Raw genomic sequence first — 25,002 nt, forward strand, 5'->3', positions numbered from 1 at the left:
ATTCCGAATGGGATCGGACTCGGCTGCCCCGATATCCGGCCGATTGCGCGAAACGCGGAGATCGCGCAGGATTGGATCATGTCGTTTGTTTGCGACTATGGTTTCATGAGCAGGCCAGCGGGAAGACCCAGGAGGTCGCGTCGCTTGATCTTGGGATCATGTTCATTTTCGTGAATGAATGACGGCGCCGTGGGCGGGATGGGCGAGATGGGCCCGCCGCCGGGGGCAGGGGACCGGGGGCGACCGCACGGTTGACGGGGCTCCCGATCTCGGGAATGCTGTGGGGATTGGCCGACCTCGGCCCGACTTTCACCTACAGGCTTCCCCCCGCCTCCTCCAATTGCAGGCCTACCTCTCCATGATCCCAAACACAAAGACCAAGAGATTGAGGCTGGCCGCATGGCTGGCCTTCGGCCTCGCCTCCTCGGCGACGGCGGGTGCGCTGGCCGATGGCCCTCGCGACCTCGAGAGCGACACCTGGGTGGCGACCGACTCCCTCGGCCGGAGCCTCCCGGGCTCGAAGGACGTGGGGGCGCCGCGGAAGGACAAGTTCGTCGGCGTCTTCTACTTCCTCTGGCTCGGGCAGCACGGCGAGGAAGGGCCCTTCGACATCACCAAGATCCTCGCGAAGGACCCGACCGCGCTCCAGAACCCGAAGAGCCCGCTGTGGGCCGGCGAGGGATACCCGCACCACTGGGGCGAGTCGCTCTTCGGCTACTACGTCTCCGACGACGAGGGGGTCTTGCGCAAGCATGCCCAGATGCTCGCCGATGCCGACGTCGACATGATCGTCTTCGACGTCACGAATCAGGTCACGTATCCCAAGAGCTGGCGGGCCCTCTGCAAGGTCTTCGACCAGATGAAGCGCGAGGGGAACCGCGTCCCGCAGATCGCCTTCCTCACCCCCTTCTGGGATCCCAAGAAGGTCGTGAACGAGCTCTGGGACGACCTCTACGGCCCCAACCTCTACCCCGACCTCTGGTTCCGCTGGGAAGGCAAGCCGCTGATCCTGGCCGACCCCAATCTGCTCGGCGGCGGGATCGAACTCGGGCGGAGGAAAATGCCGGTCGAACTGGTCCCCGGCCACACCCTGGCCCAGACCTTCCGCGTCGACCAAACCTTCCGCGCGGTCTCCGCCGCGGCTCCGACCTGGGAAAGCCGGGAGTCGGCCGTGACGCTGACCCTCTACCGCCGCGGGGTGAAGCGCGAGAAGGTCGCGTCCAAGCGGTTCGAGAACCTCAGCGACAACGACTGGGTGAAGCTGGAGCATGACAAGTTGCTCGAGGCCGGCGACTACGAGTTGGAGATGTCGGACGGCAAGGGCAAGGTCGGCTGGTGGAGCGACTCGCGCCGGGGCAAGGCCGAGAACTCGATGGCCCTGGCCGACGGCGCCGAGACGACCGGCGAGCGGACCCTCAAGATCGACACGAGCAACGAGCGTGTCGACAAGATCCGCGAGTTCTTCACCTTCCGCAAGCCGCAGCCCGACTACTTCGTCGGCCCGACCGGCCCCGAGCAGTGGGGCTGGCTCGAGGTCTATCCCCAGCACGCCTTCTACAAGACGAAGGGGGTGCCCGAGGAGGTGGCGGTCGGCATCGGCCAGAATGCGGCCGAGGGCAAGCTCAGCGTCTTCACCTATCCCAAGGCCCACGGGCGGAGCTTCCACGACGGCAAGGAGCCCGGCCTCGAAGGGCGGGACACCACCGGGCTCAATTTCGCCGAGCAGTGGAAGCGGGCGCTGGAGATCGACCCGGCCTTCGTCTTCGTCACCAACTGGAACGAGTGGATCGCCGGCCGCTTCAGCCCCGCCAACATGCCCCTGCACGGCACCGGGCCCGTCACCTTCGTCGACGAGTTCGACCAGGAGTTCAGCCGCGACATCGAGCCGATGCTCGGCGGCCACGGCGACAATTACTATTACCAGATGATTGCCAACATCCGACGCTTCAAGGGGGCCCGCGCCGTGGCCCCCGTCACACCTCGCCCCGTCGTGGTCGACGGGAAATTCGAGGACTGGCGCGAGGTCGGCCCCGAGTTTCGCGACACCGTCGGAGACCCGGCGAACCGCGACCACAAGGGCTGGGGGACGACGCTTCGTTATGTGAACAAGACCGGGCGCAACGACATCGTGTCGGCCAAGGCCAGCTTCGACGACAAGCACGTCTCCTTCTACGCCAAAACCCACAAGCCCTTGACCAACTCAAGCGACCCCAACTGGATGCTCCTCTACGTCGACACCGACCAGAACCCGAAGACCGGCTGGCTCGGCTATGACGTCGTGATCAACCGCAAGGTCGTCGACCCGTCGCGGACCACGGTCGGGCGCAACATCGGCAACGAGTACAAGTGGGGCTCCCCCGTCGAGATCCCGTTCAAGGCGGAGGGCAACGAACTCGAGCTGTCGATCCCCCTCGAGGCGCTCGGCCTCGCCAAGCTGCCTGCCACGCTCGACTTCAAGTGGGCCGACAACGTGCAGCAGACCGGCGATTGGTCCGACTTCACGCTCAATGGCGATGTTGCACCCAACGACCGCTACAACTACCGGGCCCAACTCCAGGGGCAGGCCCCCTGAGCCCTGGTTGTAGTGATCCGTGCTAATGTAACAGGGACCGCCAGTCTCCCCGAAGGAGGCCGGCGGTCCCTAGTTGTTGCACTCTGTCATATCGGTCCGACGTCAGAAGGAGTCGGACGAGACGACCTCGCCCCCCATGGTGGTCGATAGGGCTCGCCAGATCGGAAGGCTGATGGAGTTCTTGAAAAACCGGACGCTGCCGTCGGCGAGGAGGGCATTCACGCCGCCGGGGTGGAGGCTCCTGGCCGCGACGAAGGTCGCCGTCTTGGTGTTGACCCCCTGGCAGGGAGGGTTCACGCCGAGGGGGTAAGTACAATAGCCGAGGCGGTCGGGGATGGTGGAGTTCGGCGCGGTGTAGGCCATGAAGGTCGCGCCGCACTGGTCGTCATTGTAGAAGTCGCCGCGGAGGTCCTCGGTCGAGTTGTCCGACTTATCCATGCCGATGATGACCTCGGCCATCAGCAGCGTATTGCTCGTGCCGTCGACGATATTCGCCACCGATTTGGAGACGTTCCCGCCGAAGGGAGCCCCGCCGAAATAGACCGTGTCCCCGAGCGGGCCGACGAAGGGGTCGGGGTAGTTCCAGTGGACCCCACCCTTGCCGTTGGCGGTGTCGAGCTGGTTGAAGTGGGTATTGCCCCAGTTCACCATGTAATTCCCCTTGTAACGCTCCTTGCTCGAGATGCCCGCCTGCGGCGAGCCCAGCTCCATGATGTTGGTATTCGGATCCGTCGGGCAATGGAAGGTCGCGACCTGCGTGCGGAGCACCGTGGTATTGGGCGCCTCGTAGTAGGAGACGCAGAAGTTCGCCGCCTGAAACACGTTGCCCTGCTCGATGTAGGCCAGGATGCTGAAGGCCCAGGTGCGCCGGTTCAGGTTCGAGGTGATGTATTTGGGGTAAGTGTAATTCTCGCCCATCCGGCCGATGGGGAACGAGCCGATGGAACTATGGTAGTTGTGCATCGCCAGCCCGAGCTGCTTCAGGTTGTTGGTGCACTGCATCCGCCTGGCGGCCTCGCGCGCCGACTGCACGGCGGGCAAGAGCAGGGCGATCAGCACGGCGATGATCGCGATCACCACCAGGAGCTCGATCAGGGTGAAACCACGACGACGATTGGCAAACATGGATGCGTCCTTCCCTCTCCAAAATCAAGAGGCTCGAATGGCCGTGCGGATCCCGGACGCCTGCCGCCGTCGCAGCCTCAACGAAGGAGGAGCGGCGCGGTTGCCTGGGACTCGGTTTTCGATCGCGATAAGGGGGGGAGGCGATCTTGTTTGAATATCTATTCTGGTGAATTATTCAGTGGGCGAGACAGAGTTTCCCCTGTGGCGGCTTAAGCGCCAAATGAATAAGAGATGAACGGCCTTCTCGGTTCGTTCACAAACTGCCCAAAGCCATCTGAGATCACAAGTTGAGGTGGATGGCCGGCGGCTCGAATCGCGCAGGAATCTTGAGATTTCTGGAGATGAACATGGCCATCTCCCTTTGGGGCTTGATGCCGGGGGCGGGTCAGATGGCGGGTGTTATGGTGCCGTCGGGCCGGGATTGGAGCGGGATCCAGACGAGGGCGACGAGCTTGGTGGTGACGTTGGCCTTCTTGGGGCGGATGGCGAGGGTCTCGAGGGGCTCGGTGAGGGGATCGATCTTGAGCATGACCTTGTCGGAGTCGGCTCGGAATTGCGCTTCGAGCTCGCCCTGCTGCTCGTAGAGGGCCCCGAGATTTTCGCGGGCTCGGGCGAGGTCGTCGGATTTTTTCATCGCCTGATTGGCGGCGGACCCGGCCTTCGTGATCGTCGACGAACTGGACCGCTTGCGGCCCACGACGGCGTCGAGGATCGAGCCGCCGATGCTGATGATGCTCGAGACGCCCGACGTGCGGAGCCGCTCGGCCTCGCGGTCGACGACCTGCTCGGCGCGACGGATCTTGTCCTTGAGCGCGGAGACCTTGGGGGCATATTTGGTCCGGAGCTTGTCTAGCTCCGCGTCGCGGGCCTCCTTGGCCCCTTGCTGCAGGCGCAGGCGGAAGTCGCGCTCGGTCTCGCCGGGTTTGGAGACCTCGCCGAGGCTCGTGGATTTCCAGAGCTCGAGGGGCTCGTTGCGGAAGAGCTCATTCGCGAAGGATTTGGCCCAGGCGGTGTAACTCTTCATCTTGGCCGCCGCGGGCGGGGGCGATTCGTAGGCGGCCACCGAGGCGGGCTCCTTCTCGAGGTCGTCCACACCGATGTTGACGCGGCTGGCGGCACTCCAGTCGATGCCGACGGCGTCATCCGAGAATGTCGCCAGGAGCGAGACGGAGCGGGTGGTGGAGGCCCCCGACTTGGTGTCGCTGTAATAGACTTCGCCAGAGCCAAACAGCATCGGCCGATAGACGAGCGGGCCCTTGCCGCTTGTGGGGCCGAAGTATTGCGGAATCTCGGGCGGGAGCAGGGGCCTCTGCGATTCGGTTGCCTCCGTCGACGATGCGCCGCCGGGCGGGGTCGAGGCCGTTGATGCAAGGTCGGAGGAGACCTTTGGTGTTGTCAGCGAGGGCTTCTGGGCATCCGAGGCCGCCCGGACGGGGTCCATCAACTGCTTGATCTGCTGCCGGGTCAGGGGGCCTCGCAGATACGAGAGGGCCCAGCGCACCTGGAAGATCACCGGCTGGTCTTCGTGGACGTTGTGCATCAGGAAGACGCGCTTGCCCAGGCCCGAGAGGATGTGATCCATCTCCTGTCGGTCGAACTGCGCCGACTGCGAAGTCGCCGCCCCTTCGAGCCCGTCGAGCACCCGGAGCTTGTCGCGGTCGGTCTGGAGCCGGCCGATGAACCAGGTGCCCGTGTTGGAGAGCCCCTTGTAGTCGAGGTCGGCCGGGTTCTGCGTCGCCAGGACGATCCCGAGGCCGTACGCCCTGGCCTGCTTGAGCAAGGTCAGGAGCGGACGCTTGGAGGGCGGATTCGCCACCGGCGGGAAGTAGCCGAAGATCTCATCCATGTAGAGCAAGGCACGCAGGCTGCCCGTGCCCGGCTGGCTCCTGGCCCATGAGAGCACCCGGTCCAGCAGGAGCGTGACGAAGAACATCCGCTGGGAGTCGTCCAGGTGTGCGACCGAGACGATCGAGAGCCGCGGCTTGCCCTCGGGGGAATAGAGCATCGCGTCGATGTCGAGCGGCTCGCCATCGAGCCAGGCCTCGAAGCCGGGGGAGGCCAGCAGGTTGTTGAGCTGCTGCGCCAGCGCGAAGCGGTCCTTGGGGGGGAAGAAGCTGTCGACGTCGATCACCCCGACCCGGTTGAACGGCGGCTTCTGGATCAGGTGGATGAGCGCGGGGATGTCGACGGAGTTGCCGGCCTTCCAGGCGTCGGTGAGGATCGTCGCGATCAGGATGTGCTCGCGGCTCTGCACCGGGTCGGCGTCCTTGCCGAGCATACCGAGCAGGCTGCTGGCCGTGGCGACGACCCGCTCGCCGAGGGCCTCGGGGTCGTCGAGGACCGCCGGGGACGGCGCATCGAACGACTTCAGGATCGAGAGAGGAAGGCCCATGCGGCTGCCGGGAGTATAGACGCGGAACTCGCCGCTCTCGCGGAGCCTGGCGATCCGCTCGCCGTCCTCGCCCCACTCCGCCAGCCCCTTCTTCCAGAGCTCGGCCTGCTGCTCGGCGAACGCCTCCGGGGTGAGCCCCGCCCGCTTGGCCTCCCCCTCGTCGACCCACGGGGCGAAGTCCTCGCCGCGGAGCTGCGGGAATGTCAGCAGGAGATTCGCGAGATCCCCCTTGGGGTCGATGGCGATGGCCGGGATGTGGTCGATGATCGCTTCTTCGAGCAGGCTGATGCACAGGCCGGTCTTGCCGCTTCCCGTCATCCCCACGCAGACGGCGTGCGTCACCAGGTCTCGCGAGTCGTAGAGGACGAGGTCGTTCCCCGGCAGCTTCTTTGCAAGGTCGTAGGTCCGGCCGAGGTAGAAAAGCCCGAGCTGTTCGAAATCGATCATGATCGTGCGACGAATGGTAGATGGGAGGTCGCCTCGGCAGGCCTCGGCCTTTGTTCTGGCCCGGCCCGTCATCATGCAAAAGCTTAAGCGAAGGCCGGGCCAACGGCCACACACCGACGCATTTCGCGAATGACTTGGAGTGGGCGACGTCGAAATCAGGTGACGGTCGAATGGGGATGACCCCTTAGCATTCAGGGCTGATTGAGCCTGGATCTGGATCGAGTACAAGGGTGCGCATGCTCGGAGAGAGGTCGAGTCCGGGAGGCCCGCCACGAGCCAATCGCCGAGGGGCGTGGGTTCGGGTAACGTCAATGGATCAGCGGGGCGAGGGTCGGCGGTTCCTCCGGATTTCTGGGAGAGGGCAAGGGATGAGCTTCGGCAACAACATGGGCTCGTTGCGTGCCCTGATCCTGATCGTGCTGGCCACACCGGGCTGGATTTCGCAGGCCTCGGCGCAGCGTCCTTCCGACCCCTCGCCGATCCCCGAGTACACGGGGGAGCGGGTCTACCAGACGCAGGTGGACGGCGACTACGACTCCCTCCGCCCGGACATCGCCCGGCTCGAGAAGGAGTCGTCGCAGACATACTACGTGGTCGTCGTCCGCTCGACCGGCTCCGGTAAGAAGGCCACGCGGGCATACCTCGAGCAGATGATCGAGCGCTGGGAATCGCAGGCGGCCCGGCGCAAGATCGCGTTCGACCCGAAGCGGGCGGTGGTGATCCTCCTGGCGATCGAGAACCGGCAGGTCATCGTCCTCGGCGGCGAGGAATTGCAGGAACGGTTCGGGTTCCGCGACCCTTACATCGAGCGGGACCTGATCCAGCCGCACTTCATCTCCTATGCGAAGTCGAAGGATTACGTCCGGGGCCTGCGCGTGCTCCTGACCCAGATCGACCGCTGGATCGGCGAGCGCGACATGAGCCTGGCCCGCCATCGCGACGAGTCGGCCGCCCGCGAGGCCCAGCTCAAGCAAGAGGCCCAGTCGGCCCTCGCCACGGCGAAGCGCGTGCTGGAAGAGGTCCGCAAGGAGGTCGGCGAGTCCAGGTCGAAGGGCCTGGACGTGGGCGCCTATGAGTCGCGGATGAAGCTCGCCGCGGACGACATCGAGGCGGCGACGCGCCGATCGAACACCAGCCCGAGCGAGGCCCTCGACCTGGCCCAGCGGTCCGAGCGCTCGCTCAACGACGAACTCGACCAGCTCCAACGCGTCTCGGCGAGGCAGGCGGCGGTCGACCGGGCGCTCCAGAAGTCGTCGGCCCTGGCCGGGGACGTGCTCAAGGAGGTGGAGGCCGCCTTCGAGGAGGGGCTGCCGGTCGCCCCCGTGCAGGAGGAGCTCGACGCCGCCAAGGCCCAGATCGAGCTGGCCCGACAGGCGTTGAAGTCCGACCCCGGCCGGGCGGAGGCCCTCGCCAATCCGATCGATGGCTCGCTCCACGCCGCGCTGGAGCACGTCAAGGCGCTCCCCAACCTGCGTCGCGACGTCGAGCAGAAGGCCCGCGAGATCGCCGCGCTGGAAGGCTCGGCGAAGGCGGAGCTCGACCGCGCCCAGGCGGCGGGCGTGGCCGGCAAGGAGCTCCTGGACGACTGGAACCGGGCGAGCACCTCGCTCGCGACCGCCCGAGAATCCGCCGGCAAGGACGACCGCCGGGCCCTCGCCGCCTTCAAGGAGGCCGAGGGGCCGCTCGTCGAGGTCCGCGACCAGTCGCAGGCCCGAGTCAGGGCGCACGTCTACTACACCCGCACGGTCCCGTTCATGATCCTGGGCATGATCATCGCACTCGTCGCCGCCGTCTATGGGGCGCTCTGGTATCGCAAGCGACGCCTCCAGGGGAAGGTCGGGGCCCAGTTCAAGGGGTTCCGCGAGAAGGCCGTCTCGCTCATGGACCGCCTTGATGCCCTCCGGCAGCGCCACAAGGCCCTCCCGCTCACCGACCCCGACTACACCCATCCCCTGGCCGGGGCAACTCTCGTGCTCTATCAGGACGTAGAGAAGACCCTGAACGCCCTCTGGGAGCGTTGGCTCCGCGTCATGGACGTCTGGGATCAAGCCCAGACGTTGGTCAAGAGCGGATCGGGGCTGGCCGTCTCCAAGATCGAGGAAGCGAAGAAGCTCATCGAGACCGAGGGGAACGTCGACGAGATCCTCCGCGAATGCGCCTCGTGCGAGCAGCAGCTCGACCGCCTCAACCAGGCCCACGAGCAGGCACGGGAGTCCTTGAAGTCGGCGCAGGCCAAGGCAGGGGAACTCAAGAAGGCCCGCGAGGCGATCGGCCAGGTCGGTTTGCCGACTGAGGCCTATTCCCAGGAAGAGTCGACCATCAAGGGCCTCTTCATTCAGGCCGAGGCCCTCATCGTGACCGACCCGATCGGGGCCTCCGAGGCGATTGCGCATTCCCGCGAGGCGCTCGAGGCGGTGATCGGCCGGGCCGGGCAGGTGCTCTCCCGGTTCCATGAGGCCCAGGAGGTCGGCAAGGCCATCGACGAACTCGCCGCCCGCGCATCCCAACTGCGAGGGCAGGGAGTCAAGCTCGTCGAACGCGAGGCGGATCCCGATCGAGGGATCGTCGAAGCCCGCGCGAAGCAAGAATCCGCGCTCAATGCCCTCAAGAAGGGTGATCCGGGATCGGCCTCGAAGTCCCTCGACGAGGCCCGCGCCACGCTTGACAGGGCGCGGCGGGGGATCGACGAGCATCTCCAGGCCCGCGACCTGCTCCTCAAGGAACTGCCCGCGATGCACGAGGGGGTCGCCGAGATCCGCCAAGGCCTCGAACGGGCGGAGGCCACGCTGGAACACCTCCGGAAGACCGACGCGGCGGAGTCGTGGGCCGACGTCGCCGGCAACGCCAAGCAGGCCAGGGCGCGGCTCCAGTCCCTCGAAACCTCGCTGGCCCGCGCCGACGAGGATGCCTCGGATCACGTCCAGCATTACCTGGCGGCGGCTTCATCGCTGAAGGAGCTAGCCCGAGGCCGGGCCGAGATCGACCGGCTCCTGACAGCCTTGGCCGACCGCGAGACGACCCTGGCCGAACTCGCCCGGAGGATGCGCGAGGAAACAGCCGGTCTTGCGGCCGAGATCCGGCAAGGGGAGTCCTACTTCGAGCAGAACCGCCAGGCCATAGGCGACGACGCCCGCCGCGCCCTCGATCGGAGCGTCGCCGCCCATCGCGAGCTGGCCGGACTCCTGAACCAACGCCCGGCCAACTGGCCGGCCGTCGAGCGGCAGGCCACCATCGTCCGCCAGGGGCTCGCGATGGCGATGCGGCAAGGGGGCGAGGATGTCGAAGGCTATGAGCGTGTCACCACGAAGCTCGAGCAGGTCCGTCGCAAGGCCCGAGACCTCGGCTCGATGCTCGGCCGGGAGGAGAAGGACCGACTCCCCGCCAATCAGCGCTATCGAGCGGCCCTCGATGCCCTCCGAGCCTTCGAGGGTGGCCCGGCCGACGCGAGCGACTGGGGGCACTTGCTGCGGCAACTCGACGAGGTCGAGGCCAACCTTGATCGGGCGGAGGGCCTCGCTCGGGAGGACGTCTCGCTGGCGAACGGGGCGATCGCCGAGATCAATCAGGCCGATCGGGCGATCCGGTCGGCCCGGGCCTTCTACGAGCTGGGCGTCTCGGCCGCCGTCAACAATGCCGAGGGGGAACTCGCCCGGGCCCGCGGGGCGCTCGCGACCCAGTCTTACGAACAGGCCGTCGAATTCGCCAACGCGGCCGAACGCGCGGCGAGCGAGTCGTATGAGGCCGCAGCGCAGGAGGCCCGCAGGCGCCGGATGCGCGTCGAGTCCGAGAATGTCTTCAACGGGCCCAACACCGGGATGATCATCGCGGCCGCGCAGGCCGCTGCGGCCGCCGCCGTCGCGGCCGGGGTCCTCGGCTCGCAGCAGGCAAGGGCCCAGGACGAGCCCTTCGCTTCATCGCCGCCGGAGCCCGTCACCGGCTCCTGGGACGCCGGCGACAACCGGGGGAATTGGACCTCGGGAGCCGACCAGGCGAGCTGGTAAGCCCTCGGCGTGCAGGAAGGATGACGCATGGGCCGCATGAGAGGCCGATCCTCTGCGATTTACGTCCGATCGACGTGCCGCCCCTGATAACCCACTCGAAGGGGCCCGAGACCCATCGGCCCTCACGAGCAAGAGTGAAGACGAATCAGGAGCGAGCCCGATGAACATGAAGAGCCTGCTGAAGCTATTGCCGGTCGCGTTCGTCGTCACGATCGCCATGATGTGGATGTCTTACAAGCTTGGCCTTCCCCACGGGATCGACTCGGCCCTCTCGGGGCTGATCATCGGCAGCCTGGTCGCCCGGAGCTACGTCCGCGACCGGAGCGAGCTGGCGACCTGATCCCTGATCGACGCCGGGACTGGCCTTCGGGGGCCAACGAGACGGGGCGTCGTCGGGAAAGAGCCCGGAACGCGGGTGATCGAGGTGTCGTGGCTCGACACGCTGACCACCTTGGCGTTCCGTTCGGGAATTGGCATGGGATGTCGGCGAGCGAAAGAGGATCGGCATCAACCCCGGAACTGCGTCTTGGGGCGGGCCGAGGCCAGCTCTTGCAGCGTGTGCATGATGTTATACGCGGTCAGCTCGCAGAGCAGGGCCGTGACTTCATGATGCAGCTCGTCGGACAATTCCGGCTCGACCTTCTTCATCAGGGCGATGACGCGCGCCTGCTGGTCGTGGAGCTCGTGGTCGTCGATCTTGCCGTCGGCGAGGGCCTCGATGAACGTGCCGAGCCGCTCGGTGTAGGCATGGATCTGCGGGTTGGAGCGGTCGTCCAGCCACGGGGTTCGCTTCGACTTGGCCTCGCCCTTATCCGCCTTGCTTGCCATCGTTCAGTCCCTTCGCTTGAGCGGGTTCGTGCCGAACCGGTGCGTGGCGGGTCCCTCTGGGGGGCGCCTCATACCGGCTTCGAGGTGGAATGGTCGTGATTCGTCGGAACGTCCGTCGGTCAGTCTTCGATCAGCCTCCGGATCTCGGCCATGCGTTGCTGGAGCCGGGCGCGGCCTTCGGGGGCCTGGATCCGGGCCTGCCAGTCCTCGGGGAGGAACCCCATCGACGTGCATTCGAGCACGGCCGCGAGTTCTTGCTTCTCCTTCTCGAGCCCCTGGGCCGAGGGGATGAAGTCGGCGAGGGCCCGATCCAGGTCCGCGCGCGTCAATGTCTCGCGCCCTTCGGTCAGGGCCTTGCGCTTGGCCGAGAGGGCGATGCTCTCGATGTCCGCGCCGCTGAGCCCGCGACCGGCGAGGCCGTCGGGCAGGGCGTCGGGGGCGAGGGCGACCTTGTTCTTCTTCGCCATCGCCTTGAGCATGAACTGGACCTCGGCGTCGGTCCCGGGGCCGAAGAGGGGGAGGTGGACTTCGGCTCGCCCCTGCCGCTTGAGGTCGATCGGCAGCAGGTCGGGGCGGCTCGTCAGCAGCATCCAGATGAGCTTGCCCCGATAGCGGGTGTCTCCCATCTGGCCGGCGATCATGGAGAAGACCCGGCTCGACGTGCCCGAGTCGCCCCCGTTCTCGCGGTCCCCGAGCGCAGCGTCCGCCTCGTCGATGACGACGAGGACAGGGCCCATCGCCCGGAGCACGGTGAGGATCTGCTCGAGGTTCCCCTCGGTCTCGCCGACGTACTTCGAGCGGAAGTTGCGGAGCTTGACGCAGGGGATCCCCACCGAACCGGCGAAGCACTCGGCGAGATACGTCTTGCCCGTGCCGACCGGCCCGCAGACGAGGTATCCCATCGGCGCCACGTCGAGCCGCCCCGCGCCGAGGAGCTTGGCATCCTCCGACAGCCGTTGCTTGACCGCGTCGTTGCCGACGAAGTCGTCGAGGGTGTGGGGCGGGTCGACGAATTCCACGAGGCCGCGAGCCTGCCGCTCGATCAGCCCCTTCTTGAGCAGCTTGAGGGTCGTGGCGTCGAGCTTCGCCTTCGTCTGCTCGGCCTGCGAGAGCATTCGCTCGAGACTGACGAGGCTCAGGCCGTTCGTGAGCGCGGCGAGCTGCGCGGGGGGGAAGTCGGTGAGTTTGTTCGCCTTCCCGTCGCTCTTCTCGAACCAGGCTGCATACTGCTCGCGGGCGGCGAGGTCGGGCATCGGCACGTGCAAGGTGGCCACGTGGGCGGAGCCGGTGAGTCGCTCGTTCACCTCGGCGAGCTGGTCGGCCAGCAGGCAGAAGGCGATGTTGTGCCGCTTGATGTACGGGTTCTGGGCCCAGGTCAGCAGTTGGACGAGCCTCGTGCCGAACGAGCCCCCCATCTGGATCAGCTCGGCGTTGGGCACGAGATATTGTGCGTGCTGGATAATGACCCCCAGGCTCGTCGGGGTCGCCGACTCGGGCTCGAGCAGGATCTGCTGCACGAGGCGGTCGATCAGGTTCAGGGCGGCATCCGGGTCGCGCGGCCAGAGCTTGGGGTCGCCGATCTTGCCTTCGAGCTGGGCGATCATCTTGCGATGCCGATCGGCATCGCTGCCGGCATAAACGCGCAAGCCCTGGCTCATGTCGTAGAGCAGGACGAGGTCCCACGAGCCGAACATCTGGGTCGCGAGGAACCGGATCAGGCTGCCGTACTTCCCGCCGTCCCCCTCGGGAATCCAGGTCAGGTCATGGACGTTGCCGTGGAGCAGGAAGAGGCAGGTCGTCTCCGAGAAGTACTGCTCGGAGAACTCCCTGGCCCAGCCCGGGAACCACTGGGGTACGGTCCGCCCCTCCTCGCCAGGGAGCCTGGGAGGTGGAACGTTCACCGGGTTTTTCGCCCCGTTCAGATCCTTAGTCATGGATGCCGCCCGCCGCCGCAAGCCCCGAAGGAGGTCCCGGCCACAATGCCCGTATTGACGAGGGAAAGGGTTTTGATGTCAGGATGCCGCCGGCCGCAAATCGCCCCTTGGGCCCTGGCTTCGAAGCCGCGCCTCGATGGGACGATGCCCGCCACGCGAGGGCCCCGGCAGGACCCTCGCGCTACCTCGCGTCGCCGGTCGATCACGATCCCGCTCAGATCTCGGGCAGGGGCTCGAGCGTCTTGGCGGGCCCGAGTTCCTTGGTCTTCTTGGAGCCGGGTCCGGCGGTTTCGGGGGTGACGAGCCCCTGGTCGACCTCGAACTCCCGGAGCGCGTCGTCGGCCATGGCCTTCTCGACGGCGATCTCCTGCTGGATGTCCTCGACCCCTTCGCCCGACATGTCGGCGGCCACCCGGACGCGCCCCCGGTTGCGGTCGATCTGGTCCTGCAGGACCTGCTCGGCCTGGCCGAAGTCGGTCGTGAGGTTGAAGTTGAACTGGGTGGAGAGCTGGGCCATCTCGGCCTCGGCCCGGCTCATCTTCAACTCGGCGTCATACTTGGTGATCTTGTGCTTGATCTCGTCGAGCTTCTGGACGGCCCGCTTGATCTTGAGCAAATTATTCTGATACGACTGCTCGTGAATCGCGAGCTGCTTCTCCTTCTCGCCGAGCTCGTCCTTGGCACGCTTCAACTCGAGCGCATGCCGGGCGGCCGAGTCGCGGTCGTTGGCGTTCAGGTACGCCTTGACCTTGGCCTCGATCATGGAGACCTGCTTCTTCTGATCGTCCGCCTGGCGACCCACGCGCTCGACCAGGGCCCGGTACTGGGCCAGGCCCTCGCGGCCCTCCTTGATCTGATCGATCGATCGGTCGTATTCGTACTGCATCTGCGCGATCGGGTCGTAGCCGCTGATCGCGTTGGCCAGTTTGTTGAACTGGGATTTGATCGACTTCCAGATCTTGTCCAGAATCATTGCGCATTCACCTCCAACAGAGGACCCTGACCCCCGGGTTCCTCGCAACGCTGATGCCGATGTTAGCGGTCCCGCCGAACAAGATCCATGAACCACCACACTTTCCGCCGACAAGGTGGCCGGATCGAAGCCGGGAGTTCGGCTGGCGACGACTCGGCCCTTGGGAGCGTTCGCCTCGCATGCGTCATTATTTTGGGGAGTATCCAGCGGCGGAGCGGAAAGTGGAGGTTCGAACGCGATCGCGGGCGGAGAGGTCATCGGTATCGGAGAAGCTGTTCGTTCAGCGGTGGGAGTTCGGCTTCCAGGTCTTCTTGACGGGCTTCATGTGGATCTGCCGCTCGAGCTGCGCTTGCAGATCTTTCTCGACGGGGGCGTTGACGACCGTCTTCTCGGGCGGGTTGTATCCGGAGCTTTCGCCGCCGCATCCCGTGAAGCCCAGGGTGGGGATCAGGAACGACCCCAACAATCCGAGTCGGGTGATTCGCATAGGTTCCGGGCCTTTCTCGCTGGGTCTTGAATGTTGGGTCGAGGATCTGACGATCGGGCTGGGTCCTTCGAGCGAATCGCCAACTCGCCAGGGGAGTGGCGAGCTGGCCGCTCGGTCCGAACTCAGAGCGCGTCGCTGCTGATGACTTCGCCCATGTTGCGGGTGCCGAGCGCCCACCATGACGAGATGCTGATGGTGTTCTTGATGAACTTGACCGAGCCGTCGGCCATGCCCATGTTCACGCCGCCCGAGTGGTTGCTGCTCGGCGGGACGCCGTCCTGGACGCTCCCGTAGCCGCCGGTGTTGGTGTCGGCCTGGTTGTCGCAGCCGATCGAGTTCGGCGGCATCCAGTGGTTGTAAGCGTCGAAGATGAAGAATGAGCCGGGGTGTCCCGAGATCCAGCAGTTGCCGTTGGCCGGGGACAGGCCGCCGAAGTCGGCCGTGGAACCGGGGAGGCTCTTGCACGCGTTGTAGAACTGCAGGGCCGAGGCGCCCGAGTTCATGCCGGAGTCCGGGGGCAGGTTCATGCCGCTGGGGAAGAGGTACGTCGTCGGCCGCTTGGTGGTGCTGATGGTGATCGAGCCGGGGCCGGAGCCCAGCAGCGTCTCGCTGAACATGGCCGTGTTCGAGGAGCCGTCCGTCACCGACTCGAGGCCGAACGAGCCGCAGTTGCCATTGGTGTAACCTTCCGAGATGCCGGGGTAGCTGTTCGCATCGGGTCGGAATGGGACGAAGATGCCGTTCCAGGCGCTCATCACCGAGGGGCCGCCGGCGTTCGCCACGTAGTTCTTGAACCCGGCCTGGATCGTGGGGGTCCGCAGATTCTCCGACGGGCAGATGATCGTCGCGATCTGCGTGAACATCACGGTGGAGTTCTGCGGCGTGTTGTTGTAGTTGGGATTGCCGCCGTGGAGGCTCCAGTTGAGCGCATTGTACAAGGGCTGCTGTTCCATCTGCGGGAGCAGCATGGCCGTCCAGTCGAGCGGCCACCAGTCGCTGCTGATCTTGAACCAGGCCGAGGACAGGTTGCCGACGAGCGGCGGGAAGACGTTCTGCTGCGAATGATAGTTATGGACGGCCAGCCCCAATTGCTTGAGGTTGTTGACGCACTGCGCACGTCGGGCGGCCTCGCGGGCGGCCTGCACGGCCGGCAGGAGAAGGGCGATCAGCACGGCGATGATCGCGATCACCACCAGCAGCTCGATCAGCGTGAATCCGGAACGACGACGGATTGGCATCGAATTCAGACCTCCAAGGACGGAGACGAGAACATTTGAAAATCTCTGGGCTATTCCCCGGTCGATTCGAAGCGGTGTCGATGCGGCCTCGGGACCGGGGCCGTCGGACCCGGTCTCAGGCGCGATCATTATGAGCAGGCCGCTCGCGACGACCCGCATTCGCCGTCAAGGCCCGAGACCCGGGGGAACGAGCCGTCAATGATGACCGGCTGGGCGCGCACCCTCGGACGGGAGCCCGATTCCAATCGTTCGAGGGACCGGATAGCCCAACTGGAAGGGGGGAGTCCAGGAAGGGGGGGACTTACAGGGCTATCCGAGGACCGACGCAGAGACGCTCTCGCGGCCGAGCCGCGTGTAAAGTAAGGCCGTCTTTACCCAGTGCGAGGCAGGGCCTGCCTGTGGGCGCGATCAAGGAGCGGAGATGTCTCCTACCCTTGGATTGCAAGAGGATGGCGATCCCAGATCTTCTCACATTTCCCGGCCTGGCAGACCCATGTATGCCGAGCGGGTCGGGGATCGATCCGGCACAACCCTCCGCTCTTAATCCTCGTCGCGACCACTCCGCCGGCGTGAAGGAATGTGCCACTCCATGTGAGTCGCGGCTATTCCAATCAAGCTTGACGGGGTGATGTCACGACCGCACACCACTCGCCCGGCCCGCTCGCGTTGCCTTGGGCGCAACAATGTCGCCACCAAGACCCACGAGCCCTATCCACTCAAAGCGTGCAGAGACCCGGCACTCGGAGTTCATGAAACTTATGTTCCATGGCTGATCCGATTTTGAGCAGAAATGGGCGCCATCTACTTTGTTCGACCACTCTTCGTAAGTTTACGGGGATCTTCACACTATGGCAAGACTTTGACAGAGAACTCCTTAGGAGTTAACGGTTAAAACGTCATCGATAGATTTGATGCAGAATGGGCTCCGATGCCTCGGCGTGAGCAGGCCATCTTCGGTTGATGCGGCAGGATGAGGATATATCGTATATAAATTTGTGAGGTCATGGAATCACCGGGGCCAATCGCGAGCCGCCGAATGGCCTGGTTGGGCGAGGAACTAGGTGAGATCTTATAATAAGGCTGATTGGAGTTGATGACCTTGCCCGTTCCGTGGTGCCTTCTGCATTAATAATAGTCCTGATGCCGTTTTGCGTTGAAATGACGTCGAGGTCCCACTGATCGGATTCGGTGAATCCCCGATGGCTCGTGTCGCTGATGGCCCGGCCGGTCGGGTGATCTTTTCGGGATTTGCAAGAAGAGATGGCGGACGCCTTTCCGTTCGTTGATTCAATAAGTGGTCAAAATTAAGACGTCGAATCAGCACGATAAGATGATGGAATAAGTCGCCCATTGCCGAAAACCGCGGGGTTTGTTAGGACATCCCGGGAGGTTCGCTGCGCGTCTGGCTGGGTGTGGTCCTCTCTTTTCGGGCGCGAGAGTCTTTTGAAATCGAGACTGACTTATGGATGCCCGGAGAAGGAGCCGGTTTCTCGCCTTCCTCGCCGTCCTGATACTGCTGGGGGCCGGCGAGGTGCTTCGGCGTCGCAATGCCACCTGGCGCGAGGTGCCGGTCGGTGCCTTCTGGGTCTCGCCTTATGTGCAGTGGGGGGATGACGCGACCGGCAAGGAGTTGGCGGTCCTCTGGCAGGCGCCCGACCGCGACGTCGAATGGTCGGTGGAGGTCCGCTCGACGTCGTCGGAATCCTGGAGGGAGGCCGAGGCGCCGAGGGCCATCGCCTACCAGGCCGGGAGCGTGCAGCCGAGGCGTCTTTTCCGGTCGAAGATCGCCGCGATGCCCAGGGGGGAGACGTTCTCGTATCGGGTCAAGCGGGCGGGGGTCACCGTCTTCGAGGCCGAGGCACGCGCCCCGAAGGTCGCGGGCCAACCGCACAGGTTCGTCGCCTTCGGCGACGGCGGTGCCGACTCCTGGGAGCAGCGGGCCGTCGCCTATCAGGCCTATCGCGCCCGTCCGGACTACGTCTTCATCACGGGCGACCTCGTCTATTACAAGGGGTTGATGTCGGAATATCTCCAGAAGTTCTTCCCCATTTACAATGCCGACGAGGCGTCCCCCACGACCGGGGCGCCGCTCCTGCGCTCGACATTAGTGCTCGCCGCGCCCGGGAACCATGACCTGCTGGAGAGGCACCTGGACGAATTCCCCGACGCCCTGGCCTATTACCTCGTTTGGGCCCTGCCGAAGAACGGCCCGATCACCGAGCCCGGCGCCGCCAACACGCCGACCCTGATCGGGGCCGAGGATCGTCGCAAGGCCTATCTCGACGCCGCCAGGCCGGCGTATCCGCAGATGGCGAGCTATGCCTTCGACGCGGGCGACGTCCACTGGACGGTCCTCGACACGAACCCCTACGCCAACTGGTCGGACCCCGCGCTCCACGACTGGCTCGAGCGCGACCTCGCCGCCGCCAAGGGGGCGACCTGGCGGGTCGTCGCGTTCCACCAGCCCCCGTTCCACTCGTCGAAGACGCATTACGACGAGCAGAGGACGCGGCTACTCGCCCCGCTCTTCGAGAAGTACGGCGTCGACCTCGTCCTCTGCGGCCATATCCACAACTATCAGCGGTCTTACCCGATGCAATTCGTGCCGGACCCGGAAGCTGGAAAACTGCCCGTCACGGCCGATGGGCGCATCAAGGGGCGCTGGACGCTCGACAGAGAGTTCGACGGCAAGACGAGGACGAAGCCTAAGGGGGTCATCTACCTCGTGACTGGAGGGGGCGGGGCCCGGCTCTACAACACCGACCAGACCGACGACCCCGGCTCCTGGCAGGAGTACACCGCCAAGTTCGTGGCCGACACGCACTCGATGACGGTGGTGGACGTCGACGCCAACCGGCTCTCGGTCAAGCAGGTCTCGGCGGCCGGGGACGAGCTAGATCGATTCGTCATCACCCGCTGATGGCGACGGGGCCGCCCCTCAGACGGGGGGATGCACGTGGACGCCGCGGTCCCCGGGAGGGGCCGCGCCCCAGCCGAGCTTGTCGCGGAGCGTCCGATAGAAACTGTGCCCGGGGAGGCGGATCATCGGGAAGGGGGTCTTGCCCCGGCGGATGATCACGCGGTCCTCGCAGGCCACGGGGACCTGGACCTGGCCGTCGATGACGAGGACCGTCGCGACCCCCGAGACGAGCGGAACCATCTCGTAGACCTTGTGCGTGGCGTCGACGAGCGGGCGCTGGGTGAGCGTGTGGGGGCAGAGCGGGGTCACGACGAACATGTGGGCGTTCGGCGGCAGGATCGGCCCCCCGGCCGAGAGGCTATGCGCGGTCGAGCCGACGGGGGTGGCCAGGATCAGGCCGTCGCCCCGATAGGTCATGACCTCTTCGCCGTCGATCGAGAGCCCGATGTCCAGCAGGTGGAAGAAGGGGGCCGCGCGGAGGACGACGTCGTTGAGCCCGCGAAACTCGCGCGTCGGGCCCGACTTGGGCGAGAGCGTGCACGAGAGGGTCATGAGGTTGTCGATCATGTACCGGCGCTCGGCCAGGTCGCCGAGGCGGATCAGGAAGTCGTCGGGGGTCAGGTCCGCCAGGAATCCGAGCCGGCCGAGGTTGATCCCGAGGACGGGGGTGGGATGGTCCCCCATCCTCCTCGCCGTGTGCAGGACCGTGCCGTCGCCCCCCAGGACCACGGCGATGTCGGCCGTGAGCCCGGAGAGGTCGGTGTCTGAGGCCAGGTCGATCCCGGAAACGATCAGGTCGGGGTGACACTCGAGCGCCTCGGCGAGCCGATGCGCGTGAGTGTGGACCTCCGGCTTGGTGCCGTTGCCGAGGATCATGAGATTCAGTGGCGGGAGCTCACGCGGCCTGGCTTCCGCTGCGGAGGAGGGTTTCCCCATAAGTAGGTCCACGATCCTCGTCGAGACTATGGCCTCTGGTATCCTCCGCATTCTACCAGGGTGGGGTAGCCCCCGTCGTCCATCGGGACGCCCTGGCCGCGTGGAATCGTCGGCGAAGGGGGGAACCGGCTCAGGTCGCGCAGGCCTGGCCGTTCTCGGCGAGGGCACCCGGCAGGCCCACGGCGCGGGCGAGTTCGAGGGCCGAGCGGGTGATCCCCTCGACGTCGAGCCCGACTTCGGCGAGTTGCTCATCGCGTTCGGCGTGGAGCACGAAGCGGTCGGGCAGGCCGAGCCGGCGGACGTGGGTGGTGTTTAGGCCGGCGTCGTTGGCCGCCTCGAGCACGGCCGAGCCGAAGCCGCCCATCAAGCAGCCTTCCTCGACGGTGATGACGAAGCCGCACTCCTCGATCGCCTTGGCCACGGTCGTCTTGTCGAGCGGCTTGATGAAGCGGGCGTTGACCACGCCGACCCTCAGGCCGTATTCCTCGCGGAGCCGCTCGGCCGCCCGGAGGCAGGTGCTGACCAGCGTGCCGCAGGCCAGGAACATGCCGTCGGTCTCCCACTCGAGCACTTCCGCCTGGCCCAACTCGATCGGCTGGGCCTCTCGCTCGATGCTCTCGAGGTTGGCCTTGGGGTAGCGGATCGAGACGGGGGACGTGTGGCCGAGCGCGAACTCGATCATCGGCGTGACGTCCTTCTCGTCGCCCGGGGCCATCACCACCATGTTGGGGAACATCCGCATGTACGAGATGTCGTACGTGCCGTGGTGCGTCGGCCCGTCGGAGCCGACCAGCCCGGCGCGGTCCAGCGTGAAGACGACCGGCAGGTCCTGGAGGGCGACCTCCTGGAAGATCTGGTCGTAGGAACGCTGGAGGAACGTGCTGTAGATGTCGACGACGGGCTTCGCGCCCGCCTTGGCCATGCCGCCGGCGAAGGCGACGGCGTGACTCTCGCAGATCCCGGTGTCGAAGAAGCGGCTCGGGAAGGTCTCGCGGATCTTCTGGAGCTTGTTCCCCTCGCACATCGCGGCCGTGAGGACGGCGACCTTCGGGTCGCGCTGCATGGCGTTGAAGAGGGCCTCGCTGACGGCGTCGGTGTATGCCTTGTTCGACGAGGTCTTGAGCGGGATGATCCCGTCTTCCTTGCGCTGGAAGGGGGCGGGGGCGTGATACTTGACCGGGTCCTTGAGGGCCGGCTCGAACCCGTGCCCCTTGTCGGTGAGGACGTGGAGCAGGACGGGGCCGTCGAGCTGCTTGACCTTCTCGAGGTAGGTCCGCATCGACTTCAGGTCGTGGCCGTCGATCGGCCCGATGTAGGTGAAGCCGAGCTCCTCGAAGAGCATCCCGCCGTGGACGGAGGCCTTGATGGCGTCCTTCATCTGCTGGAGCCAGCGCTCGGCCTGGTCGCCCACGAGGGGGATCGACGGGAGCAGCTTGCGGACCCGCTTATTCAGGTCGTTGTACATCGGCGTCATGCGGGCCTTGTCGAGGTAGTAGGCCAGGCCGCCGACGCGCGGGCAGATCGACATCTTGTTGTCGTTGAGGACGACGAGGAACTTCTTGTTCAGGCCGACGGCGTTGTTGAGCGCCTCGAAGACGATCCCTGAGGGGAAGGCGCCGTCGCCGATGACCGCGACCGAGTGCCGCTCGGGGTGGCCGACGAGGTCGTCGCCCGCCTTCAGGCCGAGGGCGGTCGACGGGGCGCAGCCGGCGTGCCCGGTCATGAACAGGTCGTACTCGCTCTCGGCCGGGTTGGGGTAGCCCATCAGGCCCCCCTTGGTCCGGATCGTGTGGAGCTCGGCGGCGCGGCCGGTGATCAGCTTGTGCGGGTAGATCTGATGGCCGGTGTCCCAGATCAGGCGGTCCTTCGAGAAGTCGAAGGCGAGGTGCAAGGCCAGGCAGAGCTCGACGACCCCGAGGTTGCTGGCGAAGTGCGCCGATCGCCGACCGACGACGCCGATCAGCTCCTCTCGCATCTCGGCCGCCAACTGCTCGAGCTCCGTCTCGTCCAATGCTTTCAGGTCGGCCGGCGACCCGATCTTGGGCAACATCGTGCTGCTCATCAGCGGTCCCTTTCCAAAAGATCCAGGGCCAATGCCCGCAACCGTTCGCCTGGCTCTCCCAGGGGTCTCAGCGCCTCGACGGCTTCTTCAGCCAATTGCCTGGCCCGCTGCCGACTCCCCTCGATACCTAACAAACCGGGATAGGTCCACTTTCCTAACTCGGAATCTTTGTTGACCCGTTTCCCCAGCTTGGCCTCGTCCCCTTCCACGTCCAGCAGGTCGTCGATGATCTGGAAGGCCAACCCGACCGCGTGGCCGTAAGTGTCGAGCGCCTTCAAGGTCGGCTGATCGGCCCCGGCGACCAGGCCCCCCATGCGGAGCGACGCGCGGAGCAGGGCCCCCGTCTTGCGTCGGTGGATGGCCTCGAGGGCCTCGAGCGTGGCGTCGGTCCGCCCTTCCGCCTCGAGGTCGGCCATCTGGCCGCCGACCATCCCGTCGGGCCCGGCCCCTTCGGCCAGGGCCTGCACGCAGGCGATCGCCGCGCCGGCCGGCTGGATGTGCTTCGCCAGGACTTCGAAGGCCAGGGTCAACAAGCCATCGCCCGCCAGGACCGCCGTCGCCTCGTCGAACGCCTTGTGGCAGGTGGGGCGTCCCCGCCTGAGGTCGTCGTCGTCCATCGCCGGCAGGTCGTCATGGATCAAGGAGTACGTATGTACCATCTCGAGTGCGCAGGCCGCAGGGAGTGCCGAGGCGGCATCGCCGCCGCAGGCCTCCGCCGCGAGGAGACAGAGGATCGGCCGGAGCCGCTTTCCACCCCCAAGCACACTGTATCGCATGGCGGAGGCGAGCCGGGACGGGCAGGACGCCTTCGGGTCTTCGTCGGCTTCCGGCAGATAGAGGCCGAGGGCTTCGTCCACCCGGCGTCGGCCCTCTTCGACAAAAGCGGCCAGCCGGGAACTTTCGGTCGACTTGGGAGTCATCATGAATGAATCAACACGAGTGGCAAGCCGAGGCCGGGGCGGTACGTCGTCCCTGATCGTTCCTGAACATCCCATCACGGGGACCACTCGCCAACTGTGCCTATTGTTGACAAACCCCTCGCGATTGTCCACATGGCTCCGGGAAAAACTTTGCGACGTAAAGTGATCGGGGTATCGGGCGGGGGTCGGATGGGCTTGCGTCACGCCCCCGGCACCGAAATTCTTCGCTCAGAATGGGATGCCGTCGTCGGTCGCGACGCTACGCGAGGCCCTGGCTTTGGGGGCGTCGGGCAAGGGCCTGTCGGCTGTCGCCGTCGCGTCGAATGGGGCGGTCGTCGGCTCCCCTGCGGCGTCGACGCTTGTGAGCAACGCCACGGTGCGCTCGGCTCCGTCAAGGAGCCCCTGACAGTGGGCCAGGAGATGGACCCCGCGCTCGTAGCGGGCCAGGGCGGCGGCCAGCGCGGGCTCGCCGCGCTCGAGGGTCTCGACGATCCCCTCCAGTTCTTCGAGGGCGTCCTCGAAGGCCATTTCCGGGTTCCGATTCGGTGTCAAAGGATCAAGCACTCCCTTCCACGCGGCTGACGATTCGGCCCGAGGCGAGCCGTGTTTCGATGAGGTCGCCGGCCTTGACATCGCCCGGTTCGCGGACGATCGCCCCGTCAGAGGCCTTGAGCGTGAGGCTGTAGCCCCGGGCGAGGACGGCGACGGGGCTCAGCGCCTCGAGGGCGGCCGAGGCCCTCGAGAGCCTGAACTTGCGGTCGTCGAGGATCCGACGCAAGGCTCGTTCGTTGCGGTCGGCGAGCCGGGCGAGCCTGTCTCGGGCCTCCTCCACCTGCTGCCTGCCGGCCGCCACCAGGCGCTGGCCGAGGCGTTCGAGCTGGCGCTCGATCTCGGCGGCGTCGGGCACGCAGAGCTCGCCGGCCTCGCTCGGGGTCAGGGCGCGGCGGTCGGCGGCGAGGTCGGCGATGGTGACGTCCACCTCGTGGCCGATCGCCGTGACGACCGGGAGTTTCGAGCCCACGATGGCGCGGGCGACGATCTCCTCGTTGAAGGCCCAGAGATCCTCGAGGCTCCCGCCCCCTCGGGCGAGGATGATGAGGTCGGCCCCCGCGACGCGGTTGGCCAGGGTGATGGCCTCGACGATCTCCTCGGCCGCGCCTTCCCCCTGGACCCTCGACGGGGCGATCAGCAGATCCGAGGCCCGCCAGCGCCGGCTGACGACCTGGAGCAGGTCGCGGACCGCCGCCCCCGTGGGGCTGGTCACGACGACGATCTTGCGCGGGAACCGGGGCAGGGGGCGTTTGCGATCCGGGTCGAAGAGCCCCTCGGCCGCGAGCCTCGCTACCGCCTGGCGGAAGGCCAGCTCGAGCGCCCCGATCCCCTCGGGCTCGATCTTGCGGATCGTGATCTGGTACTCGCCGCGAGGGGCATAGACGGAGAGCCGTCCCCAGACTCGCACGGCCAGGCCGTCGGTGAGGTCGAAGACGAGCTTCTGCGCCTCCGACTTCCAGAGCACCGCGCGGACCTGGGAGCCCTCATCCTTCAGGACGAGGTAGACGTGCCCCGATCTTGGCCTCGCGAGGTTCGAGACCTCGGCCTGCAAGGCCACGTCGGCAAACCCGAGCTCGAGGATCGCCTTGATCCGGGCGGTCAGCTCCGAGACCGACTCCAGCCCCTGCCCGACGGAGTCGTCCCTGGGGTCGAACAGCGACAAGATGGACATGGCCGGGCGTTCCTCCTCCACATTCCTCGCGGCAACGCAGCACAACACCAGGCGTTCGGCTGAAGCCAGGGCTTCCAGGCCGATTCTCGCCCTGGGCGAGATCGTGGGGCGGGCGACGGCCTTGTAAGGGGGACGGCCGGGGTCGCCCGGCAGGCCGGGGCGAGTCTCGAATTGGTGAGCGCTTTCGTGCTCCGCGATTCTCCTCCGAGTCATCCAGTCTAGCGTCGGGACTGGTCATTTGGGTAGTGGCCCTGCCGCCTGGGTCGCCTTGCTTAAGTAGGGGCCTGCTCGACTTGCCGTCGATGGTGGATCACGCCCGATCGTGGAACCGCTGTTGTTTCATTGAATTTTATGTTTGCTAATATAATCTTATTTATTTGTTGGGCGACGTCGACTCGTACGCAAGACGACAACTCAAATCTGCCAGTATCGGCCGTTCTTGGT

At 66.0% G+C, this 25,002-nt stretch carries 17 protein-coding genes; 5 read left to right on the forward strand and 12 right to left on the reverse strand.

Going from position 1 to position 25,002, the window contains the following annotated elements; genetic code table 11:
- Window positions 1-385 precede the first annotated feature (385 nt).
- The gene (locus ACOYYX_RS01920) at window positions 386-2,572 is read left to right on the forward strand and encodes a hypothetical protein (protein ID WP_422928248.1); all 2,187 of its coding nucleotides are present in this window, start codon (window positions 386-388) and stop codon (window positions 2,570-2,572) included.
- Between the two features lie 102 nt (window positions 2,573-2,674).
- Here the strand turns inward: ACOYYX_RS01920 and ACOYYX_RS01925 are convergent, their stop codons facing one another.
- Both ACOYYX_RS01925 and ACOYYX_RS01930 read right to left on the reverse strand, forming a co-directional pair.
- Window positions 2,675-3,697 carry a DUF1559 domain-containing protein gene (locus tag ACOYYX_RS01925; RefSeq protein WP_422928249.1) on the reverse strand — a complete coding sequence of 341 codons (1,023 nt, stop codon included), beginning with the start codon at window positions 3,695-3,697 and terminating at the stop codon, window positions 2,675-2,677.
- Window positions 3,698-4,082: 385 nt separating this feature from the next.
- Complete coding sequence (locus tag ACOYYX_RS01930) at window positions 4,083-6,536, reverse strand: ATP-binding protein (protein ID WP_422928250.1); 2,454 nt, start codon at window positions 6,534-6,536, stop codon at window positions 4,083-4,085.
- 368 nt (window positions 6,537-6,904) lie between these two features.
- On the opposite strand from ACOYYX_RS01930, the gene ACOYYX_RS01935 reads away from it, so the two are divergent.
- Window positions 6,905-10,537, forward strand: a complete 3,633-nt coding sequence (locus tag ACOYYX_RS01935; protein ID WP_422928251.1) for a septation ring formation regulator EzrA — start codon at window positions 6,905-6,907, stop codon at window positions 10,535-10,537.
- A 160-nt stretch (window positions 10,538-10,697) separates the two neighbouring features.
- Window positions 10,698-10,877 carry a hypothetical protein gene (locus ACOYYX_RS01940; protein WP_422928252.1) on the forward strand — a complete coding sequence of 60 codons (180 nt, stop codon included), beginning with the start codon at window positions 10,698-10,700 and terminating at the stop codon, window positions 10,875-10,877.
- A 167-nt stretch (window positions 10,878-11,044) separates the two neighbouring features.
- Here ACOYYX_RS01940 and ACOYYX_RS01945 read toward each other — a convergent pair whose 3' ends face one another.
- The 5 genes from ACOYYX_RS01945 to ACOYYX_RS01965 form a co-directional block, all read right to left on the reverse strand.
- Window positions 11,045-11,365, reverse strand: a complete 321-nt coding sequence (locus ACOYYX_RS01945; protein WP_422928253.1) for a hypothetical protein — start codon at window positions 11,363-11,365, stop codon at window positions 11,045-11,047.
- A gap of 119 nt (window positions 11,366-11,484) precedes the next feature.
- Entirely contained in the window at window positions 11,485-13,266 is a 1,782-nt protein-coding gene (locus tag ACOYYX_RS01950; RefSeq protein ID WP_422928254.1) for an ATP-binding protein, read from the reverse strand.
- 247 nt (window positions 13,267-13,513) lie between these two features.
- A complete protein-coding gene (locus ACOYYX_RS01955; RefSeq protein ID WP_422928255.1) occupies window positions 13,514-14,272 on the reverse strand; it encodes a PspA/IM30 family protein in 759 nt (252 codons plus the stop codon).
- A gap of 280 nt (window positions 14,273-14,552) precedes the next feature.
- Window positions 14,553-14,759, reverse strand: coding sequence for a hypothetical protein (locus ACOYYX_RS01960; protein WP_422928256.1), 207 nt, complete (start codon window positions 14,757-14,759; stop codon window positions 14,553-14,555).
- A gap of 122 nt (window positions 14,760-14,881) precedes the next feature.
- A complete protein-coding gene (locus tag ACOYYX_RS01965) occupies window positions 14,882-15,997 on the reverse strand; it encodes a DUF1559 domain-containing protein (protein ID WP_422928257.1) in 1,116 nt (371 codons plus the stop codon).
- Window positions 15,998-17,459: 1,462 nt separating this feature from the next.
- Between ACOYYX_RS01965 and ACOYYX_RS01970 the strand changes: the two genes are divergently transcribed.
- Entirely contained in the window at window positions 17,460-18,917 is a 1,458-nt protein-coding gene (locus ACOYYX_RS01970; RefSeq protein ID WP_422928258.1) for a metallophosphoesterase family protein, read from the forward strand.
- Window positions 18,918-18,935: 18 nt separating this feature from the next.
- Here the strand turns inward: ACOYYX_RS01970 and ACOYYX_RS01975 are convergent, their stop codons facing one another.
- The 5 genes from ACOYYX_RS01975 to xseA form a co-directional block, all read right to left on the reverse strand.
- Complete coding sequence (locus ACOYYX_RS01975; protein ID WP_422928259.1) at window positions 18,936-19,853, reverse strand: NAD(+)/NADH kinase; 918 nt, start codon at window positions 19,851-19,853, stop codon at window positions 18,936-18,938.
- 130 nt (window positions 19,854-19,983) lie between these two features.
- Window positions 19,984-21,915, reverse strand: coding sequence for a 1-deoxy-D-xylulose-5-phosphate synthase (gene dxs, locus ACOYYX_RS01980; RefSeq protein WP_422928260.1), 1,932 nt, complete (start codon window positions 21,913-21,915; stop codon window positions 19,984-19,986).
- A complete protein-coding gene (locus tag ACOYYX_RS01985; protein ID WP_422928261.1) occupies window positions 21,915-22,838 on the reverse strand; it encodes a polyprenyl synthetase family protein in 924 nt (307 codons plus the stop codon). The genes dxs and ACOYYX_RS01985 overlap by 1 nt, the downstream gene beginning before the upstream one ends.
- 225 nt (window positions 22,839-23,063) lie before the next feature.
- Window positions 23,064-23,387, reverse strand: coding sequence for an exodeoxyribonuclease VII small subunit (xseB, locus tag ACOYYX_RS01990; protein WP_422928262.1), 324 nt, complete (start codon window positions 23,385-23,387; stop codon window positions 23,064-23,066).
- A 4-nt stretch (window positions 23,388-23,391) separates the two neighbouring features.
- Window positions 23,392-24,558 (reverse strand): exodeoxyribonuclease VII large subunit, encoded by a 1,167-nt coding sequence (gene xseA / locus ACOYYX_RS01995; protein ID WP_422928263.1) that lies wholly within the window; start codon window positions 24,556-24,558, stop codon window positions 23,392-23,394.
- Here xseA and ACOYYX_RS02000 point away from each other — a divergent pair.
- Complete coding sequence (locus ACOYYX_RS02000; RefSeq protein WP_422928264.1) at window positions 24,557-24,685, forward strand: hypothetical protein; 129 nt, start codon at window positions 24,557-24,559, stop codon at window positions 24,683-24,685. The genes xseA and ACOYYX_RS02000 overlap by 2 nt on opposite strands.
- The last annotated feature ends 317 nt before the right edge of the window (window positions 24,686-25,002 follow it).

Origin of the sequence: Singulisphaera chitinilytica (assembly GCF_049331405.1) — a bacterium.
In the GTDB taxonomy this organism is placed as follows: Bacteria; Planctomycetota; Planctomycetia; order Isosphaerales; family Isosphaeraceae; genus PoT.

Coding starts and splice junctions, on each gene's coding strand:
- ACOYYX_RS01925 (WP_422928249.1), bottom strand. CDS start 3,697: ATGTTTGCCAATCGTCGTCGTGGTTTCACCCTGATCGAGCTCCTGGTG.
- ACOYYX_RS01930 (WP_422928250.1), bottom strand. CDS start 6,536: ATGATCGATTTCGAACAGCTCGGGCTTTTCTACCTCGGCCGGACCTAC.
- ACOYYX_RS01935 (WP_422928251.1), top strand. CDS start 6,905: ATGAGCTTCGGCAACAACATGGGCTCGTTGCGTGCCCTGATCCTGATC.
- ACOYYX_RS01940 (WP_422928252.1), top strand. CDS start 10,698: ATGAACATGAAGAGCCTGCTGAAGCTATTGCCGGTCGCGTTCGTCGTC.
- ACOYYX_RS01945 (WP_422928253.1), bottom strand. CDS start 11,365: ATGGCAAGCAAGGCGGATAAGGGCGAGGCCAAGTCGAAGCGAACCCCG.
- ACOYYX_RS01955 (WP_422928255.1), bottom strand. CDS start 14,272: ATGATTCTGGACAAGATCTGGAAGTCGATCAAATCCCAGTTCAACAAA.
- ACOYYX_RS01960 (WP_422928256.1), bottom strand. CDS start 14,759: ATGCGAATCACCCGACTCGGATTGTTGGGGTCGTTCCTGATCCCCACC.
- ACOYYX_RS01965 (WP_422928257.1), bottom strand. CDS start 15,997: ATGCCAATCCGTCGTCGTTCCGGATTCACGCTGATCGAGCTGCTGGTG.
- ACOYYX_RS01970 (WP_422928258.1), top strand. CDS start 17,460: ATGGATGCCCGGAGAAGGAGCCGGTTTCTCGCCTTCCTCGCCGTCCTG.
- ACOYYX_RS01975 (WP_422928259.1), bottom strand. CDS start 19,853: ATGGGGAAACCCTCCTCCGCAGCGGAAGCCAGGCCGCGTGAGCTCCCG.
- dxs (WP_422928260.1), bottom strand. CDS start 21,915: ATGAGCAGCACGATGTTGCCCAAGATCGGGTCGCCGGCCGACCTGAAA.
- ACOYYX_RS01985 (WP_422928261.1), bottom strand. CDS start 22,838: ATGATGACTCCCAAGTCGACCGAAAGTTCCCGGCTGGCCGCTTTTGTC.
- ACOYYX_RS02000 (WP_422928264.1), top strand. CDS start 24,557: ATGGCCGGGCGTTCCTCCTCCACATTCCTCGCGGCAACGCAGCACAAC.
- xseA (WP_422928263.1), bottom strand. CDS start 24,558: ATGTCCATCTTGTCGCTGTTCGACCCCAGGGACGACTCCGTCGGGCAG.